Annotated in this window: 18 protein-coding genes and 1 other annotated feature; of the genes, 2 read left to right on the forward strand and 16 right to left on the reverse strand. The window is 35.7% G+C overall.

The features are described 5' to 3' along the window. Nucleotides 1–94: 94 nt before the first annotated feature. The 8 genes from ACI3ES_RS05860 to ACI3ES_RS05895 all read right to left on the reverse strand — a co-directional run bounded on the left by ACI3ES_RS05860 (nt 95) and on the right by ACI3ES_RS05895 (nt 6,139). Complete coding sequence (locus tag ACI3ES_RS05860) at nt 95–466, reverse strand: ACT domain-containing protein (protein WP_114667018.1); 372 nt, start codon at nt 464–466, stop codon at nt 95–97. A 434-nt stretch (nt 467–900) separates the two neighbouring features. Continuing rightward, entirely contained in the window at nt 901–1,185 is a 285-nt protein-coding gene (locus ACI3ES_RS05865; RefSeq protein WP_114667017.1) for a hypothetical protein, read from the reverse strand. Beyond that, entirely contained in the window at nt 1,178–1,456 is a 279-nt protein-coding gene (locus ACI3ES_RS05870; RefSeq protein WP_004906393.1) for a DUF2089 family protein, read from the reverse strand. Before ACI3ES_RS05870 ends, ACI3ES_RS05865 begins: the two co-directional genes overlap by 8 nt. Before the next feature lie 339 nt (nt 1,457–1,795). Beyond that, on the reverse strand, nt 1,796–2,389 hold the full coding sequence (locus ACI3ES_RS05875) for an ATP-binding cassette domain-containing protein (protein ID WP_114667016.1): 594 nt from the start codon (nt 2,387–2,389) through the stop codon (nt 1,796–1,798). 11 nt (nt 2,390–2,400) lie between these two features. Then, on the reverse strand, nt 2,401–3,156 hold the full coding sequence (locus ACI3ES_RS05880; RefSeq protein ID WP_114667015.1) for a hypothetical protein: 756 nt from the start codon (nt 3,154–3,156) through the stop codon (nt 2,401–2,403). A 298-nt stretch (nt 3,157–3,454) separates the two neighbouring features. After that, nucleotides 3,455–4,249, reverse strand: coding sequence for a CPBP family intramembrane glutamic endopeptidase (locus tag ACI3ES_RS05885; RefSeq protein WP_181809841.1), 795 nt, complete (start codon nt 4,247–4,249; stop codon nt 3,455–3,457). Nucleotides 4,250–4,484: 235 nt separating this feature from the next. Then, entirely contained in the window at nt 4,485–5,846 is a 1,362-nt protein-coding gene (locus ACI3ES_RS05890) for an MATE family efflux transporter (protein WP_114667013.1), read from the reverse strand. A gap of 11 nt (nt 5,847–5,857) precedes the next feature. Then, nucleotides 5,858–6,139 carry a metal-sensitive transcriptional regulator gene (locus tag ACI3ES_RS05895; RefSeq protein WP_114667012.1) on the reverse strand — a complete coding sequence of 94 codons (282 nt, stop codon included), beginning with the start codon at nt 6,137–6,139 and terminating at the stop codon, nt 5,858–5,860. Between the two features lie 278 nt (nt 6,140–6,417). Between ACI3ES_RS05895 and ACI3ES_RS05900 the strand changes: the two genes are divergently transcribed. Next, entirely contained in the window at nt 6,418–6,933 is a 516-nt protein-coding gene (locus tag ACI3ES_RS05900) for a nucleoside 2-deoxyribosyltransferase (protein ID WP_142511703.1), read from the forward strand. Between the two features lie 100 nt (nt 6,934–7,033). On the opposite strand, the gene ACI3ES_RS05905 is transcribed toward ACI3ES_RS05900, so the two are convergent. From ACI3ES_RS05905 to ACI3ES_RS05940, 8 genes are all read right to left on the reverse strand, one after another. Beyond that, on the reverse strand, nt 7,034–8,026 hold the full coding sequence (locus ACI3ES_RS05905) for a glycosyltransferase family 2 protein (RefSeq protein WP_114667010.1): 993 nt from the start codon (nt 8,024–8,026) through the stop codon (nt 7,034–7,036). Between the two features lie 18 nt (nt 8,027–8,044). Next, nucleotides 8,045–10,174, reverse strand: a complete 2,130-nt coding sequence (locus tag ACI3ES_RS05910; RefSeq protein WP_371866764.1) for a glycosyltransferase family 39 protein — start codon at nt 10,172–10,174, stop codon at nt 8,045–8,047. A gap of 212 nt (nt 10,175–10,386) precedes the next feature. Next, nucleotides 10,387–10,794, reverse strand: a complete 408-nt coding sequence (locus ACI3ES_RS05915) for a GNAT family N-acetyltransferase (RefSeq protein WP_114667008.1) — start codon at nt 10,792–10,794, stop codon at nt 10,387–10,389. A 151-nt stretch (nt 10,795–10,945) separates the two neighbouring features. Then, the gene (gene spxB / locus ACI3ES_RS05920; protein WP_114667007.1) at nt 10,946–12,766 is read right to left on the reverse strand and encodes a pyruvate oxidase; all 1,821 of its coding nucleotides are present in this window, start codon (nt 12,764–12,766) and stop codon (nt 10,946–10,948) included. 411 nt (nt 12,767–13,177) lie between these two features. Beyond that, nucleotides 13,178–14,857: a D-lactate dehydrogenase gene (gene dld, locus ACI3ES_RS05925; RefSeq protein WP_114667006.1), complete on the reverse strand. Its 1,680-nt coding sequence runs from the start codon at nt 14,855–14,857 to the stop codon at nt 13,178–13,180. A 256-nt stretch (nt 14,858–15,113) separates the two neighbouring features. Further along, a complete protein-coding gene (locus tag ACI3ES_RS05930) occupies nt 15,114–15,545 on the reverse strand; it encodes a universal stress protein (protein WP_114667005.1) in 432 nt (143 codons plus the stop codon). Between the two features lie 321 nt (nt 15,546–15,866). Beyond that, nucleotides 15,867–18,158: a 5-methyltetrahydropteroyltriglutamate--homocysteine S-methyltransferase gene (metE, locus tag ACI3ES_RS05935; RefSeq protein WP_407631942.1), complete on the reverse strand. Its 2,292-nt coding sequence runs from the start codon at nt 18,156–18,158 to the stop codon at nt 15,867–15,869. 42 nt (nt 18,159–18,200) lie between these two features. After that, nucleotides 18,201–19,100 (reverse strand): methylenetetrahydrofolate reductase, encoded by a 900-nt coding sequence (locus ACI3ES_RS05940; protein WP_142511700.1) that lies wholly within the window; start codon nt 19,098–19,100, stop codon nt 18,201–18,203. A gap of 206 nt (nt 19,101–19,306) precedes the next feature. After that, nucleotides 19,307–19,549: a binding site (T-box leader), on the reverse strand. A gap of 197 nt (nt 19,550–19,746) precedes the next feature. Between ACI3ES_RS05940 and ACI3ES_RS05945 the strand changes: the two genes are divergently transcribed. Next, nucleotides 19,747–20,061, forward strand: coding sequence for a SemiSWEET family transporter (locus ACI3ES_RS05945; protein ID WP_114667003.1), 315 nt, complete (start codon nt 19,747–19,749; stop codon nt 20,059–20,061). The last annotated feature ends 122 nt before the right edge of the window (nt 20,062–20,183 follow it).

A 20,183-nucleotide genomic window follows, 5' to 3' on the forward strand; every position in this document is an offset into this window, starting at 1 on the left:
AGGCCTTTTTCAAATATTCATTTTTTAAGCACAAACAAAAAGACACATTGCCGTGCCCATTTAGTTTAACAATTATAATTGATTTTTTTCAATCTTACTCATGACGAATAACAAAATCATTGTTATTCAGCTCTCGTACCGCTTTATGCACTTTATCTGTCTTAACCAAAATATAGTCTGTATTAAATGTTGATAGTGCAAAAATGCTTATATTTTCTTTTGCCAAAACCCCTGATATTTTTGCCAAAATACCGATTAAACTAAAGTCCAGTACGCCTTCAATTTTAAACATTTGCCAGCCATCTTCTCTGTTCACTGTTTCTGCAGGCACTTGTGAAGTAGGCGCTACTACAGATATTTCATCAGCTGTAATACTGATATTCAAAGGATTTATAGATAAATTAACCTCCTGTAAATTATCCACCTGAAATACCGTTAATGGTTCCTTTAGTAATAATAATTCCATTTGTTTATTCTCCTAGATTATTTTTAAAATAAAAAGGCAGTGGGAGCTCTTCAATGACCTAATGAGCTCTCACATGCCTGCCACCCGGTGGTGGTAATATATTTATTTTACATAATTATAATATATAAAAAGAATACACACAATTTTTTAATCTTCAGGGCAATTCAATTTAGTGTTTATTTGATGAGCTAGATTCACTTGATGCGCTACTGCTTGTTTTTGTTGGGTTGATCACAATAGTTGTTGTACTCCGATTACGCAACGCATGAATATAAAAGCTCATAATTATGATGATTATGAATAAAGCTGCAATGACTAGATACAATATATTCTTTTTCTCAAGTTTTTTTGGTTTTTCAGACATATTTTTTCTCTCATATCGTGTTGTTAATATATCCATTCTATCATAGCCATTTTTGATAATTATTTTGAAATCAACTCAAATCTTTGGCTTTCATTTTATCCAACTCTTTTTGAGTTTTCTTTTTTCTACTTTCGATACTTTCTATCCAAATACCATTAATAACTGCTTCGCCGACGATTAAAACGGTAAACAACCCTAAAATGTTCTGACCATTTTTGTAAATCATTAACCAAATCATAAAAATCAAATAAGCTATACCCGGTAAAGCACCAAACCATTTTGGAAGGAAACGATCAAGTAAATACAAACCGCCAGCTATTAAACATCCATAAAAAACACCCATAAATTCACTCATCTTTTTCCTCCTGATAATCTGCAAGAATCTTTTTTGCTAAATTTAATGGCAATTCATCATTAATTACCATTTCCATTATTTTAGTTTCAAACGAACTTTTGCCCTGTTGTTCAATTAAATCAATATGTTGAATAATTTTATTCAATCGGACACGTACCGTTGGATAACTAACCTGATAAATTTTGGCTAATTCTTTTAAGGAACCTGAAGCCTTGACTAATTGTTTAACGAACTCTTGATCTTCACGTTCTAGTTTTAAAAACCAATCCATAAACAACGCCTCTCTTTAATATTATTTATTTTATATTAACATTGTTAAACATTTAATGCAATTAATTTTAAATATATTTTTGTTACCTGCTAGGACTGCCCCAACACTGCCTATTTTTCAATTGACGATAACATGATAAAAAGCATGTTTTCACACATGCTTTTTAAAGACTATAAACTTTGATACCGCTTATGATTACTGTTCAAATGCTTATCCTGATACAACTGTTTCTTTTGAAACTAATAAAGCCAATAAAACGAAAACATCCTGCTTATCCATATTTTGATTCAAATTAACTTATTTTTTCAATAAAAAAACATGTTCCCATGTTTCAAAAAATTACAAGGCTATCAAATTCAGATCAAATTGTTTTAACTGGTCAGAATGATGAGAAGTCATAATGACAATTTTGTGATCATTGATGACGAGATCATTAATCATGCTCAGAACAACAGGCGCATTTTTTTCATCTACGCCACTGGTCGGTTCATCAAAAATATAAACTTCTTTGTCCAATAAACACTGACCATACGTCAAAACAATTTGTCGTTCACCACCAGACAATTGACCCATTTTAGTATTCCAAATTGGACTCAATAAATTATTTCGAACATTTTTTGCATTTTCATACGTTTTTGAATTTGATTGATTAGTTGTTAGTTGGCTATAAAAAGCAACAGTTTGTGCAACAGTCAAAGTTGGAAAAAAATGAACTTGTTGCAGCTGGTAAGCTATTTTTTGATAGGAAGGAATGCCTACTTTTTCGCCGACAGCCCCTTCTGGTCCTATCCCAGCAATAAAATCCAATAATGTGCTTTTACCAGCCCCATTAGCACCCATAATAATGTTCATTTTATTACTCGAAAATGACACATTTATGTTTGTCGAAAGCTGACGACTACCAAATGACACAGAATAATTTTTAACTTCCATGGTTTTGCTCCTTAAACTCTATCAGCAATCGCATTGACAGAGAATTTGGAAATTGAATAAATTCCAATTATTGCATAAAATACACTAACAATAAGCATTTGAATCCAAATTCCAACATTAACTGACCCCATATTAAATACAATATTTTGTACTTGTAACGACATTTCAGTTACAAAACTCAATGGATTTAATAGATTTACCAGACCATTAATTGAATCAGATGTTGGAACCGACATTATGAAAAATAATCCAAACAATATTATGCCAAGAAGTATATTAACCGACTCAATTTTAATTTTGAATATCAACAAAACACTACCTACTAGTGTTACTGGCAAAGCAGATAGTAGTGCAACAACCAATCCAGCGAAAAGTAATTTGAAGCTTAGTTGATGAACTACTATCATCACCAAAATATTGAATATACTTAATTCAATACAAATTATGGCTAGCTGAACTAAGAACACAGCAGTGATAATTTTTAATTTAGAGCCAACCACAAACAACATTTGTTTATAAAAGCCTTGCTCCCGTTGAACAATTAAGGACACAACAACATTGTTAAGTATCGTTACAAAAATGATATAAGCCCAAAAATTCCCAATAGTCTCTGTTGTAGCAGCACTAAAATTGTTTGTTGAAGCAGTTAGTGTCACATTTCTATAAATAAAGTAGATAATCGGTAGCAATAAATTGTAAACGAAAGCAAACTTATTACTCATTATATTAATCGCATAGACTTTAGACAAAGCCACTATATCTCTCATTATGTTCTCCCCAATATTTAATAACAATAGTTATTATTATATACTATCGGGGAATTTTTAGGTAGTTTAGACAGAAATTAATATGTCATTCAGCTTAAAATAAAATATTTCAACTAAACTAGACATATCTGTTGCTAATATACCACTGCCACTGATTGATAATTTTTTTTGTAACGCCTGTTAGAGATTGCATAAATTTTTAGCTTTTAATTTTGTTCAAAAAAAGACTGATGACTTGCGTCAGTCTTGAAATTTCGTTAAGGGATTTGCAAACCGTCAGAGTTTGTTTCACGATAAATTAGTCTGATTTTTTCGCAGGTAAATATTTTAAATTCATTTCTGATTTTTTTGGTCTTAGGCACCACAAAGAGTAGAGGCCAGGAATAAGCGCATAAAAAATCAACATTGATGCCCAACCATTATCTTGAGATAAATCAGATGTAGGTGTCCAAAAAGAGAAATTATTCAAAAAATGAATTAATATACTGTAAAATATGCTACCAGTACGCATGTATAAGACAATTGAAGTCATCCCCATGAAAAATGCAAAAACAACCTGCTGATGAGTAGCTACAAGCGTAGGTGCATTAGGCATTAATAAATTAAAGTAATGTGTCGTTGCAAAAACAAAAGAAGTTACGATTGCAATAAACATCGGTTTCCATTCATTATTTTCCATAGATAACGCTAGTCCAATACCACCGAAACCTCGATCTCGGACTTCTTCAAAAATAGCAGCACCTAAAGCGCTAGCAATAGTAGCCATAACTATATAAAAAGAATGTTTTGTTATACTAGGAAGAATTGCGAATGTATCAATACCATATAAAAATAGTGGCACTATCAGTATTGACCACTGTTGTTTTAAAGACACGATATTCGGGCTAAATCTAATTTTTTGTTTGAACAATGTTTTTGTCCAATTGAGAATTATTAATGTAATGGCGACAACAATAATAAAATAAATAAATTCATAATATGGTTTTGATTGTAACCCATCAAAGGAATACAAAAGAGTCAGTGTAATTGCCTTGTAGATAAGATAGGCTAACCACATAATGCCTATTGTTGTGCCAAATTTTTTCCAATTCATTACTATCTCCTTCATTTACCAAATGAGTTCAATATAACAAATCGAATAAAAACAGTCAACACAGTATTGTTTATCATAGCATTCACAGATATTACATGTATTAGTTGTGATATTTTCACTCCCTCAAGCTAAAATAAACCCTTTTTTGTGCTATTGTAGCAAACCATTCCAAATCATAACTATCAAAACACTCAAATATCAGCACTCACTACTAAGTCTGGTTGCATTTAGTAAATTAATACACATTTCTCGGACTTTTCTCTAATAAATTGATGTTGCGATTGAAACAATAATATAAATACAGTGACCGGCTATACAGATCAATGCCAATCGCTATCCAAATTCCCGCTATGCCAAGATTTAAAACTTGACCTAATGTAATGACACCTAAAATACGCGTTATCCATATACCAAAAGCTGTACTATAAAGTGGTGACTTTGTATCACCCATTCCTTGCAATGCACCTACTAAAATTAAACTGATTGCTAACCCAGGTTGATTAAAAGCATCAATTCTTAAAGCAGTAATAATTTGACGAACGGCGTCAGTATCCTGTGTGAACCATGTTGCAATAACAGGCGATCCAAAAAATAAAGCAATACCAAATACAGTCAGTATTAATACACCATAACGTACCGCAATCATTGCAACTTGCTTTGCCTCTCGAATATCATTTCTACCTATACTATTACCCGTGAGAACCGAGGCAGCCGTTGCCAGACCATAAGCTGGCATATAAACAAAACTTTCAATGTTACCTGCGATTGAATGTGCAGAATACGTCTTTGCGCCGATGGCAACTATTAATCCAAAATAGAAGACTTGCCCCACTCTCATTACTAGACGTTCTAATGCTGCTGGAATAGATAACTTTAATAAATCACTGTAATTTTGTTTTTTGAAAATTGTTGGCAATGAGATTGCAACAGGAGATGATTGTATTTTCTTAAACAATAATACACATCCTACTAAACGAGAAATCACCGTTCCAATGGCAGTTCCAATCACTCCTAGCGCAGGTAGAGGCCCAAAACCAAAAATCAAAATAAAATCAAGAAAAACATTTAATAGGTTAATCAATAAACCTATTTTCATTGGTGATTTCGTATCACCAGTCGCTCTCAAAATGCTCCCCAGTACAGTCATTAGTGAAATTACAATTGTTCCACCACCAACTATGCTAAAGAAATTTAATGCGTATACTAACGTTTGCTTACTGGCTCCCATGAAACTTAAGAGATATTTACCAAAAAATAAACTTATCAAACCAAGTAAAACACCTGAAAATATCGCTAACAATATAGACTGACTCACATGAGCCTTGGCTCGATTATATTTTTTTGCACCAATATTTCTAGAAATTAATGATGATGTCCCGATGCCAATCGCAATAAAAATTGCAATATATACATTTAGAATGGCATTTGCAATGCCAACACCCGCCACTGCCAAAAGTCCAATTTTTGAGACCATCAAAGCATCAAAAAAACCTACTGTTGTCTCCAAAATATTTTCAATGATTGTTGGAAATGCTAAATTTATAACACGTTTTTTTAAATACGCGTAATTTTTATTGTTATTTGTGATAGTTGACATAGGGCGCTATCTCAATTCATTTTGTTATATTGTATTATAGTTTGCCTTAATACGGTCATCTGAGTCTCTAAGTTTTCACCTTCATTGACAAGCATTAATGAATGTTCTGCTTGCGCTTCCAAAAGAATCTGACTTATTTTTTGAATAGCTGAACGTGATGAATTCAACTGAATTAAAATATCGGCATAACTCTTTTCATTTTCAACCATTCGTTTAATACCAGATATTTGGCCTTCAATTTTGTTAAGTCTTTTTACTAATTCAGTTTTTTGATGTTCAATTTTATGTGACATATCTTTCTCCTTTATTATACCGTATAGATGGGTATACCCCCTATGCCTATCATAAATTAAAACGGAAATTTCGTCAATACATGATTCTAATCGGCGTAGCGATTAAACTGTGCAATATATTCAATAATGTAGGCCATTATAATATCTCTCTAAGCTCATCCCCTAAAAACGAAAAAATGTGCTGTTTAACTACCCGAATAAGTTATGAATATCCAAAGCAATCACAGAATATGCTATGCTTTTGTTAAAGAAAATAATAAAAAAGGAAGCAGCGTAACATGACACTCATTGATGAATTACAAAAAATAGGCAAAGATAGATTACCCCATAGCGGAAAAACAATTTATTTAGCAGCTGGTTGGTTTAATCCGATTCAAGAAAAGCTTCTAAAAGATGCTTATGCTGAGCTATTACAAAATCAAACAGTGGCCCACGTGCATGTGCCCTTGTTACATCAATACGAAGGTTCTAATCCGATTGTCAATGGTGAGTTCAATCCTGACCAAGAATGGGCAACGGCTACTTTTGATGATGATGTCAGCGCAATTGATAATGCTGATGTCGTAGTTGCTTTACTCGATGCAAGTGATCAAGATACCGGCACCATTTGGGAAATGGGTTACGCCTATGCAAGCCACAAACCTGTTGTTGTATTGACAGTTGGTGATACATTTGAATATCCAATCAACCTCATGCCTGCCCAAGGGGCAATCCATCATCTTGCCAAAAATAATTTAAAAACATTTGATTTTTATGAAATCAACAAGCGTTTTTATGTTGGGAAAACGATTTGAAAAACTTTATTCTTCTTTTGACAATTTACTTCAAAAAAAGACAGAAATATCCATTTTTTGGATATTTCTGTCTTTTTAATTCAATAGCATCGCATTATCATTATAACTTTTCAGGTTGATAATTTTTAATAGACGATTCTGTTTTGGTCTCAATTTCAAATAATGGTCGATGTTTGACCTCTGTAAAGATTTTACCAATATAAATACCGATAACAGATATAGCTACCAAGTTAATACCACCTAACAGCCAAATTGAAATCATCAAAGATGACCAACCTGCTTCAGTATTACCAATCATTTTTTCAAATATTGTGTACATAATTTCAATACCAGCCACACTGGTAACAAACATTCCTAGACCAAATAGTAATCGAATAGGCTGAACACTAAAACTTGTAATACCATCAATTGCAAAACTCAACATTTTTTTCAATGGATATTTTGATGTTCCCGCCTGTCGCTTGCCACGTTCATAAAAGACTTTGTCTGTTTGAAATCCTAACAAAGGTACCATCGCACGTAAGAATACATTTCGTTCTGGTAATTTTAGAAGTGCTTTAACAGCAGTTTGACTCATCAATCTAAAATCTGCATGGTTAGGAATCATGTCAACACCCAAGAAAGTACACATTTTATAAAATGCTAATGCTGAATTTCTTTTGAACCAAGTATCATCTGCTCTGCTTGACCTGACACCATACACAATTTCACTACCTTCATTATATTTAACAATCATTTCTCTAATGACATTCGGATTATCCTGCAAATCAGCATCGAGTGTTATGAGAATGTCCGCTAATTTGATTCCTTCAGACATTCCTGCTAATAAAGCTGATTGATGACCAAAGTTTCTAGAAAGTTTGACACCAATCAAATTTGAATTTATCAGTTTCTGGTCCTGAATAACTTGCCATGTACCATCTTGAGAACCATCGTCTACAACAAGAATAAAACTATCATTACTGATCAGATTTTCTCTTACTAAATCTAATTTTATTTGTTTTAATTTAGATAAAATGATTTGTAAGACTTCTTGCTCGTTATAGGCTGGTAAAACAAGTCCCAAACGAGGTGTTTTTGACCGTGATAGCATATTCAAAGTGCTCCTTTCTTATTGATATATATTTGATAAATCATATAATGTTGAACTTTGTGATTGACCGCCCATTTGTTGTCTTGAGGAACTTTGATTTGATGTGCTAGAACTATATGTGACCTTAGTACCATTCTTTTTAACCCAAGTTAGTATTTTACTAATTTGACCACTCGAGGTCTTACTATTATTACCCATTACGAAGTATTTCAGTTGTCCCGACTTGACTAGCTTTTTGAATTCAGAGAGTGACATAGTTGGATCTGTTCCGTTATAACCACCTAATGCCATGACTGCTTTACCGGACTTGATAATATATCCAGATGCCGAGTTAGAATCAGTTGTGGCAAACAAATATTTGGCATTACCTTGGTGCTTCTTGGTATAACTCAATAATTGACTATTGACTTCTCCACCCATATCACTGCCACCAGCTTGGCTTAGCAGTGACGGACTGGCGGCTGGTATTGCTGCAGAATTATGTGACAATGTCGGTGTTAATGACCACCAGCTTGCCATTAGTAGAATGCTAATTGCCGACAAAATAATTTTTATTTTGCTATTGATGTGTCTAGGCAATAGCCACCAAATCGATAAGCCAATTGCTACAATAATCAGAACAATGCTGATAATTTGGTAATACGACCATACATAGTACGCTTGCAGTAGGAGAGTTGTTAATACGGCCACACTAACGACTATTCGTGCAATCATTGATTCTTTATTGTTTTGAGCAGACATTTTCACAACTGCTGCCACGCCAATTGCTGTTAATGCAGCAATCGCAGGGGCTAACATAATTGTGTAATATGGATGAAAGAAGCTAGCAACTGAGAAGAAGCCATAGACTGGAACGAACCAACCTGCCCAGAGCAGAACCTCAGATTGTTCCTCAGAGACATGGTACCATTTAGCACCACGCTTCCTAAATCCAAACCAACCAGCAATAAGTCCGAGAATTGCAAGTGGTAGGTACCAACCAATTTGTGAACCCAAGTCTGATTGGAAAAGTCTAAAGGGTCCAGCTGATCCAATGGCAAATGCACTGTTACCACCGCCCTGTCCACCTTGTGTTTTTCCAGTCATTTTACCTGCTTGACTAGGTGCCTTGCCCTTAGTCTGTTTGGTATTTTTATTTGCAGATTGATTTGGTGGCGTACCAGTGGGGGCTTTCCCACCACTTGGTTTTCCTGTCGGCGCTTTGCCAGTCATTTTACCAGTTGGCGCTGACCCGCTTGGCTTTTTGCCAGTCGGAGCACCGTTATTTTTCTGAGCGCCTTTTGATTTTTTAGTATTTCCCATACCAGGGAAAGCACCTCCGGTTCCTGTTGATTGACCTAACAATCTTTCAGTACCGTTATATCCAAATGCTAGTTCCATTAATGAGTTTGTTTGTGAGCTACCAATATATGGTCGACTAGATTGGTCAACCGAATCAACTGCTAATGGGTAAGCTACTGTAAAAATCGATAAGGAAGCCATACCAGCAACTAGCCAAGCAATTTTCTTTTTCCATGGTAGTTTGGTTGCTACCCAATAATAAACAAGCATTGCTGGTAAAATCATGAACGCTTGCAACATTTTGATGTTGAAGCCCACACCAATCAAGCCAAAACTGACAATGACCAGCCAAATATTTTTCTTAGCAACTGCTTTTTGTAAAATATATACAGCTAAAAGCAAGAAAAATACTAGTATAGCATCCATATTATTCGTACGGCTATTAGCAACCACCGTCGGTGTCAGTGTCAGAATTAACGCACCGACTCGTCCGGCCCATACACCAAATTTTGGTGCTAATAACTGATACATTAAGTAAACAGATCCTATACCCGCCAAAACACTGGGTAAAACAACTGACCAACCGTGTATACCAAATATTTTAGCTGATATGGCCATTAGCCATAATGCGACTGGCGGTTTGTCAACAGTAATGAATCCTGCTGGATCAAACGCGCCGTACCAAAAATTCGACCAACTTTTTGTCATTGAGGTAATCGCTGCTGTATAGTAACTATTGGCACTACCAGCGTCCCATATACCCCAACCATACAGAAAGGCACTTAGTATCAAAATACCAACTAAACACCAATCCGTTTTATTTACTTTTTTCAATCGCAAAACGCGTACCTCCTTTTGACATATCATTATTCTAATCTTGCTTGAGTATATATAAGTTAAATATAAATAAAATGAACATTAAATAGTTAGTCTGTATCTCATTATCAAAAAAATATTAAACAGCATCAGCCTATTTTTACAATTAAAAAAAAGCAACAATGATTAAAAAAAAGCAACAATGATTAAAAAAAAGCAACAATGATTAAAAAAAATCATTGTTGCTTTTCTATTGAAAAGTGTTAAAAATTTTTATAAAAAACGACAAGCGTCCCTTGATCAGCAGATTTGAAACCAAATTTTTCATAAAAATGCCTGACATCAGGCGCTTCTTCAGTCAATAATACTTTTTGCCTAACTGCTGGATACTGACTTAAAACACGATTCATTAGCTCTGTGCCAATATGTTGATTTTGAAACTTCGGGTCAACTAGAATATCTTGTATAAAAATAATTGTCTCTCCATCCCCCACAATGCGAACTAATCCGACTAATTGATTATCTGCCCACGCACTGACAACCATTAACGAATTTGCAACAGCAGCCATAAGGTTTACACGAGTGTTAGTATAGGCAAACCAACCGACACTATTGTACAATTTGGTTAAATCAGTTTTCGCGATTGTTTGATTGATTTGATAATTGATCATTTTTTTGCTCCTAATTAATGATAGTAATCATTTAATTAGACGCTTTTTTGGTAAAGTAGCATTTTAATCCTCCTGTTTTTTTAATACTACCACAGTGTCATGCTTTGTCAAAATAAAAAAGCAACTTCGCGGGCGAAATTACTTTTTAAAATTAGAAACTATATTTATTGTCGTTGTTGTCTTTAATATATCTTGATATCATACCTTGTGCTTCTAAGTACTCACGGAATGGCACTAGATCATGTGCTTCATATTTTTCCTTATAGGCCTCAACAACTGACTCGCTGTACAAATTGGTGTCTAACTTTAGGGTTTCAACAGGAATAGGACGGTCTTTGGTGATTTTTGCATCGACCACAACTACGCGACCTTGATTGTAATAATCAAGCGCTTCTTTCATCACCTGATCAATATCTTCAATTCGACTAACAGTCAAGCCAACAGCACCTTGCGCTTCAGCAATTTTAGCATAATCAACATCTGTGAAATCAACACCAAAATTATACGTATTCGTGTCTTCATACTTATTTTTAATAAATCCGTATTCTGTATTAGTAAATACAACGTTAATGACGGGCAACTTATAGCGCACGTTAGTAACAACATCTGGATAAGTCATTGAGAATGCCCCATCTCCCATCAGGTTCCACACTTGACGATCCGGATAAGTATTTTTGGCACCAATTCCACCTGGCAAGCCAATACCCATTGTGGCAAACAACGGTGATGTCCGCCACATATTCTTGTCTGTCATGTGCAAATGACGTACGGACATTTGAGTGACATTACCGACATCAATTGAGAAAATAGCATCATCTGCTGCGTATTTATTGATAGCATTATAAACTTGATAGGCCTGTAAATCACCTTCAGTTTTTTGCTCAAGTTTATTCATATAGTCACGCCAATTTTTGACATTAGCCACGTTTGCCTGCCACCATGGCGAATCGTTTACAGGTGATACTTTAGCTAGAATAGACTCAATCGCTTCACCTGCATCCCCTAGAATAGCGACGTCATTTTGATGACGCTTACCCAACATTGCTGGGTTATTGTCAATTTGTATGAACTTATTCACGTTTCGGAAAGTGCCTTCAACTTCGGAGAATGGGAAGTTTGTACCAACAAACAAGACAGTATCAGCTTCAAGAATAGCTTCGTTAGCTGGCTTCCAACCAACACGGAAAGTGGAGCCAGTGAAACCTTCAAAATCCCAATCAAATGTTTCAAAATTTTTACCTGTTGTAATAATTGGCGCTTTCATTTTACGAGATAATGCTTGAACTGCTGATCCATGCCCCATCGTACCAATTCCCGCATAAATCACTGGGCGCTTAGCTTGGTTAAGAATGTCGACAGCAGCAGTAATATCTGATTCATCGACTGGTGCGGACTTATATTCTTTATAAGTTAAGCCTGATGAATACAGTGGCGTCGAATAAAGTGAGTCAGCATCAATCTCTGTAAAGCCAAAATCAGCCGGTACTTCTAGTACAGCTACGCCACGTTTGGCAATTGCAGTTCGAATGGCGTCATCAACAAGATGAGGCAACTGTTCTGCGGTTGCGACACGACGGTTATAAACAGCTATATTATCGTACATTGGATTCTGATTTAATTCTTGAAACGAATCCATATTTAACTCACGTACTGGTTTGGAACCTAAAATAGCCAGTACTGGGATATTATCCATTGCCGCATCATAAAGACCATTTATTAAATGCGTTGCACCTGGACCGCCAGACCCAACGGCCACACCCAATTTACCACCAAACTTCCACTGCATGACAGCTGCCATAGCACCGACTTCTTCGTGTTTAACCTGCAAGAATTTGATTTTGTTTTCTGGATCACCCATTGCATTCATTAAACCACTCAAAGTACCTGATGGAATCCCATACATTGTGTGGACGCCCCACCCTGACATAACTTTCAATGCTGCTAATCCAGCCGAAATTTTATTGTCTGACATGCTACTATTTTCCTCCTAAACATGAAAGCTTTGTAAGCGCTTTCATTCCGATAAATAAAATTATATACGAATTTACAATTAATATCAAGCGTTTTCATGATTTATTCACTTGTGCTCATTGCTTTGGTATCAAATGATTCAGCTTGTTTTATGATTATAGTTTCACAAAGTTTAATAGACTAGCCCTTTAAACAGATTTTACTAATGATTTATAAAATAATGATTTGTCTAAGAAAATACTTTTATACAGGCTAGCACGACAGAACAGATTGTCAAACCAAAAACGTCTAAATTATTCTAAAATGTGTTTTACCTAAAAGTAAAACATTCACATTGCATAGTCCCTAATAAAAAAATAACCGATGAATCGACAAATGACGATAACGGTTATTTTTTAACAAACTTTTTATTTTAGTATTCGCCCCAGTACTTAGACATTGTTTGTTTACCAACGCCTGGGTTGAAACTGTTAGTTGGATCATTTTTCTTATAGTGCTTGATTAAGGCCGGCGCTGCCAAGTATAGATGTCCAACATTGTGCTCGGCTGGATAAACAGCATGACGCTTATCTAAAATTTTAAGCATCTCTTTTTTAAGTTCATGCGCATCGACGCCAGGTTTTAGAATATAATCTTGGTGCATGACGTGATCAAGTAAGTGACCATAATAAATTTTGTGTTCTATTTTGTCTTCAATTTCTTTAGGCAAATGCTCGAACCATTTATAATCATTACTTGCCAACGCAATATCTAGTGGCAAAATGTCAATGCTATCCTGCTTCAGTTCTTGATAACGAATCGCAACACCAGCTGTTACGTAGCGGTGAGTTGCCGCTTTACTGGTCTCATTGGCGTCCGCTTCAAAGTAGTCGCCACTTGCCTTGTCAAAATAAGATTTGAGATATTCTCGCGCTTCTTCGATACCATTACCAGCCATTTTCAATTGTAGGTAATGGTCGTATTTTTCGTAATAATCATCTATTCGTTTTGGCATTTGATTAGGAAATAAATTACTTAACGTTTGAAGCAAACGATCTGGGAAATAAGGCTTGAAAAACGGAATGTGCTTCAAAAAGCGTTCGCCCCAAGCTTTTAGCGCAAACATCTGGGGCAAATGACCCGTTCCAATTTTTTCGATTACAATTAGCGAGTCTTTACCATATTTTTTGGCCATTTTATAAGCATTTTTATGCATATATTCACCAGAAACTGGCAATTCTTTAAAGGTCGTCATAATGTGGCGACGAATATCTTCCAGCTCATCGGGATTGTTCGTTCCAATGTAAAACATTTGTGTTTTTTTATCCATTGGGAACGTATCTAAGCGGACAGCCAATGCAGCAACGTGACCGGACGATCCAGATACTTCATACAATTCTTTAGGATTTGCATTATATCGAATTGGCTTATCAGATTCAACATCACGCACAACCTGTTCATGATGGAACATTGAACCATGATGTTCAGTAGCTGGTACTTGATTCAAATCAAAATTACGGTTCTGCAAATTGGTAATAATCTCTTCGGGCGTTTTACCTAAATCAATGCCTAAGTGGTTAACTAAGTGCATTTCATCATGTTCATCAATCCAAACATACAATGATAACTCTGTATAAGCTGGACCTCTTCTGATCAACGCACCACCAGAATTGTTGTTAATACCACCAATGACCGATGCACCCAAATTAGATGAGCCAATTACTGAATGCGGTTCACGTTTAAGTGGCCGCAATTCATTTTCTAAGTGAAACAGTGTTGTACCGGGGAATGCAAGTGCCTGTTCCCCATTATTGATTAACTGTAAATCTTTAATTTTCATGCCGTTCACGACAACTGCAGAACGGTCATAACCTGGGGCTGGTACGGATCCCTCAGTCAAACTAGTATTGGCTGCTTGCATAATAATGATAATATTGTTATCATGCAAAACATTAAGCACACGCCACATTTCCATTAAAGTAGTTGGAAATACCACCGCTACCGCGTCGCCTTTACCTGAGCGATACCCTTTCCGAAAACGTAAAGATTTTGCTTTGTTGGTAATGACATTTTTTTTACCAACAACATTGACTAGTTCTTCGACTAAGTCCATATTAACTTCTCCCCTCTATAACGTTTACAAAAAACGTTTTAATCATTACGTTATTAATGATACGCTTTTTTTATCACTTTGGTTAGAAAAAAATTCAAATTTCAACTTTTATAATTACAGATACTATTCTCTATTTTTTAACACAGTATCAGCCATGCTCAAAAATAATTTTCCTGTTAAACTGTATCATCTCACTACAAATAAAAAAGCACCAAAATTTTTAAAATTCTGATACTCGTAACGTTAATATACCAAGCTACTTGACTAATAACACATCGGCGTCTGCCCGCTCTGAAACATAGCGCGCCGTTGAACCAATAAACATCCGAGTTAACAAAGTCGTACCTGTTTTACCCATTACAATCAAATCAGGTTTGAACTTTTCCATGACTTCATTAACAAGTATAAATCGCGCATCGCCCTTAAATACGTGCGTATCATACGGAACATCACTTTCTGTCAAAACATTGGCGGCTTTGGTGACATTTTCATTGGCTAACTTAGTTAAGCTGTCAGTCATGGATGCATAAAATACTTGGCTACCATCGTGATAAGCAACAGTAGAATATTGAATAACACTAATAATTTCTACTTTTGCACCATATTTTTTGGCCAAACTAGCACTATATGCTACTGCACGCATGGCCGCGTCACTACCATCAGTAGCAACAACGATTGTCTTCATCATTTGTTTCTCCTTTCTGCATTGTAAGCCATTAACTTGATGAACGAAGCATAATGATTAATCTTTTAATACAAACAACAACCCAGTTGTTGAATCGATCAGTAAAATATTGTCGCCAAATAGTTAGAAAGTTCATAGATACTATAAACATTAACTATTCCTATTCTCATTATACTATTATTCAAACAAAATTGAAAGCGTTTACATATTTTTAACAGTATGCCTAAAAATTAAGCCAATAAAAAACCGCTTACAATATAGTTGTTGTAATCGGTTTTAACAGTTATAGAGCCATTTAAAAATTGGCAAGTAAGCAATATTTTATCAGCGCAATTCTGCGAGTACAACATCTCGCGCTGCTTTCAAATGTCGCAATGCGTCGACTGTTTGTTCCTCAGTTCTTGTCTTCAAGCCACAGTCCGGATTAACCCAGAATTGTTTCGCATCAATTACTTTTAATCCTCGTCGAATATTGTCTTCGATTTCAATGGTTGTGGGAATCCTTGGTGAATGAATATCATAAACACCCAAACCAATCTGTTTATCGTATTTGGCATTTTCAAAGGCAGCAATGATTTCACCGTGGGAACGTGATGTTTCAATCGAAATCACATCAGCGTCTAAGTTTGATATTGTGTCGATAATACCTTCAAAATCTGAATAACACATGTGTGTGTGAATCTGTGTTTCATCTTGAACACCTGTTGTCGTTATTTTAAATGAATAAACAGCTTCATTCAAATAATCTTGCCAATGACGTTTTTTTAGCGGTAATCCTTCACGTAATGCGGGTTCATCGACTTGAATAATTTTAATGCCAGCCCTTTCCAAATTAATGACTTCCTGTCTCAACGCCAAAGCAATTTGATTCTGAACTGTCGCGCGCGGCACATCATCTCGTACAAATGACCAATTAACAATGGTCAAGGGTGCAGTAATCATACCCTTCACCGGTTTATCTGTTTGTGCTTGTGCAAAAGTAGATTCAGCAACCGTAATTGGTTCCAAATAATCAACATCCCCGTAAATAACAGGTGGTCTAACACCTCGTGAGCCATAAGACTGCACCCATCCGTTTTGCGTGGCAAAAAAGCCAGCTAACTTTTGACCAAAGTATTCCACCATATCGGTTCTTTCAAATTCACCATGCACCAAGACATCTAGCCCAATTTTTTCTTGTAGTTCGATCCAACGTTTGGTTTCTGCTTTAACAAAGTCTTGATACTCCAAATCAGATATTTCCTTTTTCCGCCATGCGGCACGCTTTGCTCGCACAACGGCAGTTTGAGGGAAAGAGCCAATAGTTGTCGTGGGTAAAAGCGGCAAATTTAAAATATCATCTTGTTTTTTAGAACGGATAGCGTATTTTGATTGGCGTTCAAATCGTTGTTTGGATAAATTCTTTATTGCTACTTGAACATTGACATTGTTACGCGCCTCTGAATCGTTTAGCGCTTTCAAAGCACGTTTGTTCTCCTCAAAAACGTCAATATCTTGGTTGCCATTTAAAGCATTTGTGAGCGTGACTAATTCCTGAAGCTTTTCATCAGCAAATGCTAAGCCACCAAATAACGCGGCGCTTGCTGCTGTTTCATATTTTTTTGTGATTGGGACATGGAGCAAAGAATTGCTGGGTTGTAACCACAAATTTGGTGCCAAAGATTGCAATGTTCTCGCTAAGTCGAGTTTTTCTTGCAAATTAGCTGTCCATATATTGTGTCCATCAACTATGCCTGCGGCTAATATCTTATCCTCAGGGAAACCATACTGTTGAATGCTTTTTAAATTCTCGCCATTGCCATGCACAAAGTCCAGACCAATCGCTTGTACTGGCAATTCTACCACAGCTTGATAAGTATCGATTGAATCAAAGTACGTCTGCAATTCAACATTTAGCTTGGGTGCAATCTCATGCAAATAAGCTGTCACACGCTGGTAAGGCGAAATAGCTGAATCGTCGTCAATTTTGACTAAACTCGGTTCATCCAATTGAACCCACTGCACACCTGCTTCATCAAGTTCCTGAAAAACCTGACCATAAAGTGGTAATATTTGATCCAAAAGTCGATTGATATCTTCTGGTGATGATACATATTCTCCGTTAAGTTTACCAAGCTTTATTAACGTGACTGGTCCCAGAATAACTGGTTTGCCGTTGATATTTAATTCTTCTTTTGCTTCTTGCCAATAACGTAACCAACGATTATCTAAGAGGCGTGGTTTAGTATTGTCAAATTCGGGAACAGTGTAATGGTAGTTAATATTAAACCATTTTGTCATATCCGCCGCCACATTTTCCTTATTACCACGAGCAACAGCATAATATTCTGATAGCGTTAGCGGACGGTCATAACTACCAAAACGTGTTGGAATGAGATTAAATGCCGCGATAGTGTCCAAAACATGATCATAATCTGAGTTGTCAGCAACCGGAATGATATCTAATCCAAATGCGCGTTGCTTTTTTAAATTATTAAGTCTTAATGACTTAGCAGTTTCATGAAATTTTTGATCATCAATTTCACCACGCCAATAGGCTTCCAATAACTTTTTCCATTCTCTATGTTCACCTAAACGGGGATAGCCTAAATTTGAAGATTTTACAATATTGCTCATGTCTTACTCCTGTATTTTTTATTGTTTACTAAATGTGATTTTTTAAACAGCGTATCGTTTATTTTTGCACTGAATATAGTCGTTTATTTTTGGTAACATCGTTGTCAAAATGTCTGCTTGATTCATTGCATAGAGGTGAATGCCATCCACCCCATGATCTAATAAATCATAAATCTGTTCCATAGCATAAGCCATGCCAGCTTGTCGCAGCGCCTCTGGATTGTCTTGATATTTATGCACGATTTTAGCCAGTTTGGCTGGTAAAGAGGAACCAATCATGTAAGTTAGCTTTTCAACCTGTTTTTGACTAATAATAGGCAAAATGCCCGCTGATACCGGAATCTGAATGTAATTGTTTTTTAGCTCTTCTTGCATTTTGTAAAAAGCATTATTATCAAAAAACAATTGTGAAATGAGAAATTGACTGCCTGCACTAATTTTTTCTCTCACACCACCGACACTGATCCCAGTAATTGGATTATCAACATGTCCCTCCGGATAAACCGCTGCGCCAATACTAAAATCGTTTTCTTTTTTAATATCTGTAATGAGATCTTTTGCAAATGGATAGCAACTATTATCATAATCCGATGACGGTAAGTCGCCCCTAACGGCCAAAATATTTTCAATGCCAGCGGCTTTCATCTCACTCAAATTGTGATGCAAGGTTGCTGGCGTTTGGTTGATGCCAGTTAAATGGTGAAGCGCCGTCACACCAAAGTGATTTTGGATGTAGCTGGCAATGTGTTGTGTCAATTCATGATTAGCACTGCCCCCAGCACCGTATGTAACACTAATAAAATCAACTCCCGCTTGCCTTGGATTCAACTCCTCTAGCGTTTGAAAAAGTGATTTCACGCTTTCTTCTTGGTGCGGTGGATAAACTTCAAACGATAAAACCGGAACAGGTTTGGTTTTGTAAATTTGATTAATTTTCGTCATAATTTTTCCTTTTAATTAAACTAACTGTCTGTTCAATTAAAAAGACATGACTGCATCCACTGCCCCACTACCATTCAGATAAACAGCCGTTGTCATTTTTTTAGCATGTAAATAATATATTTTTTGAAAATTAACTCGCATATTGATTTACCCAGTATTGATTAGAAATTAAAAAAGTCCCATAATCTTCACCTAACAGGCAAAGATTATGGGACGATTGAATCGCGTTACCACCCAAATTCTGTCAAGCATTACTGCTTGACACTTAACAGGTACATCTGATGAGATACCCTGACGCGTTAACGGGCGCACCCGAGTAGCATTTACTGAAAGCTCATACTACTTACGACTCCAAGACCATTTTCAACTTCGTTGTAATACCAACTTTCACCAAACGTTAGCTCTCTTTAATCACACATTAAGTTTACTTATCTCTTCAACGTCTCATCTATTTGTAATCACTATACTCTTATTATCATTTTATTGCAATACCATATTTGACTAATTTTCTTGAATAATCCGTTTCACTTACGATTATTATTTTCAGAAAATGTCATGCAAGTTTAAGAAAATAGTGCCGTCTTTTGCAATATTTTTCAAGAATGGTATTATATTATTTATATCTAACAGAAAAAAAGGAGTTTACATGCGAATTGATACATCAAAATACCCTGAAGGTGACGAGGCAATTTCATCTGACAGAATTAAACGGCTTAAACTACTCAGCCGATTAGCAACATTGATGTGCATAGCAATGTATATATCTTATATTCCTCAAATCATGAGTAATTTTTCAGGTCATCCAGTTGGATTTTTACAACCCTTTGTAGCCATGATCAACGCGTCTTTGTGGACTGGTTATGGTTGGAACAAAACCTATAAGGACTGGCCAGTTATTATTGCTAATGTCCCCGGCATCTTTTTTGGCTTAGTAACTGTCATCACAATTTACATTCATTAAAAAACGCTACCTTTTTCAAAAAAATGAAAAAGTAGCGTTTTTAATATTATGAAACCTCAAAAAATGAATTACCCAGAAATAGTTCGACGAGACATTAACAACATTTTTATCACTTTAGCGGT

The sequence above is a fragment of the Leuconostoc falkenbergense genome (assembly GCF_045801155.1).
In the GTDB taxonomy this organism is placed as follows: Bacteria; Bacillota; Bacilli; order Lactobacillales; family Lactobacillaceae; genus Leuconostoc; species Leuconostoc falkenbergense.

Excerpts from the sequence above, each read along its gene's own strand:
- dld (WP_114667006.1), bottom strand. The coding sequence starts at position 14,857 with ATGGACTTAGTCGAAGAACTAGTCAATGTTGTTGGTAAAAAAAATGTC.
- ACI3ES_RS05885 (WP_181809841.1), bottom strand. The coding sequence starts at position 4,249 with ATGAATTGGAAAAAATTTGGCACAACAATAGGCATTATGTGGTTAGCC.
- ACI3ES_RS05940 (WP_142511700.1), bottom strand. The coding sequence starts at position 19,100 with ATGACGAAAATTAATCAAATTTACAAAACCAAACCTGTTCCGGTTTTA.
- ACI3ES_RS05860 (WP_114667018.1), bottom strand. The coding sequence starts at position 466 with ATGGAATTATTATTACTAAAGGAACCATTAACGGTATTTCAGGTGGAT.
- ACI3ES_RS05930 (WP_114667005.1), bottom strand. The coding sequence starts at position 15,545 with ATGATGAAGACAATCGTTGTTGCTACTGATGGTAGTGACGCGGCCATG.
- ACI3ES_RS05905 (WP_114667010.1), bottom strand. The coding sequence starts at position 8,026 with ATGCTATCACGGTCAAAAACACCTCGTTTGGGACTTGTTTTACCAGCC.
- ACI3ES_RS05890 (WP_114667013.1), bottom strand. The coding sequence starts at position 5,846 with ATGTCAACTATCACAAATAACAATAAAAATTACGCGTATTTAAAAAAA.
- ACI3ES_RS05880 (WP_114667015.1), bottom strand. The coding sequence starts at position 3,156 with ATGAGAGATATAGTGGCTTTGTCTAAAGTCTATGCGATTAATATAATG.
- ACI3ES_RS05865 (WP_114667017.1), bottom strand. The coding sequence starts at position 1,185 with ATGAGTGAATTTATGGGTGTTTTTTATGGATGTTTAATAGCTGGCGGT.
- ACI3ES_RS05870 (WP_004906393.1), bottom strand. The coding sequence starts at position 1,456 with ATGGATTGGTTTTTAAAACTAGAACGTGAAGATCAAGAGTTCGTTAAA.
- ACI3ES_RS05875 (WP_114667016.1), bottom strand. The coding sequence starts at position 2,389 with ATGGAAGTTAAAAATTATTCTGTGTCATTTGGTAGTCGTCAGCTTTCG.
- ACI3ES_RS05915 (WP_114667008.1), bottom strand. The coding sequence starts at position 10,794 with ATGATCAATTATCAAATCAATCAAACAATCGCGAAAACTGATTTAACC.
- ACI3ES_RS05910 (WP_371866764.1), bottom strand. The coding sequence starts at position 10,174 with ATGATATGTCAAAAGGAGGTACGCGTTTTGCGATTGAAAAAAGTAAAT.
- ACI3ES_RS05900 (WP_142511703.1), top strand. The coding sequence starts at position 6,418 with ATGACACTCATTGATGAATTACAAAAAATAGGCAAAGATAGATTACCC.
- ACI3ES_RS05945 (WP_114667003.1), top strand. The coding sequence starts at position 19,747 with ATGCGAATTGATACATCAAAATACCCTGAAGGTGACGAGGCAATTTCA.
- ACI3ES_RS05895 (WP_114667012.1), bottom strand. The coding sequence starts at position 6,139 with ATGTCACATAAAATTGAACATCAAAAAACTGAATTAGTAAAAAGACTT.
- spxB (WP_114667007.1), bottom strand. The coding sequence starts at position 12,766 with ATGTCAGACAATAAAATTTCGGCTGGATTAGCAGCATTGAAAGTTATG.
- metE (WP_407631942.1), bottom strand. The coding sequence starts at position 18,158 with ATGAGCAATATTGTAAAATCTTCAAATTTAGGCTATCCCCGTTTAGGT.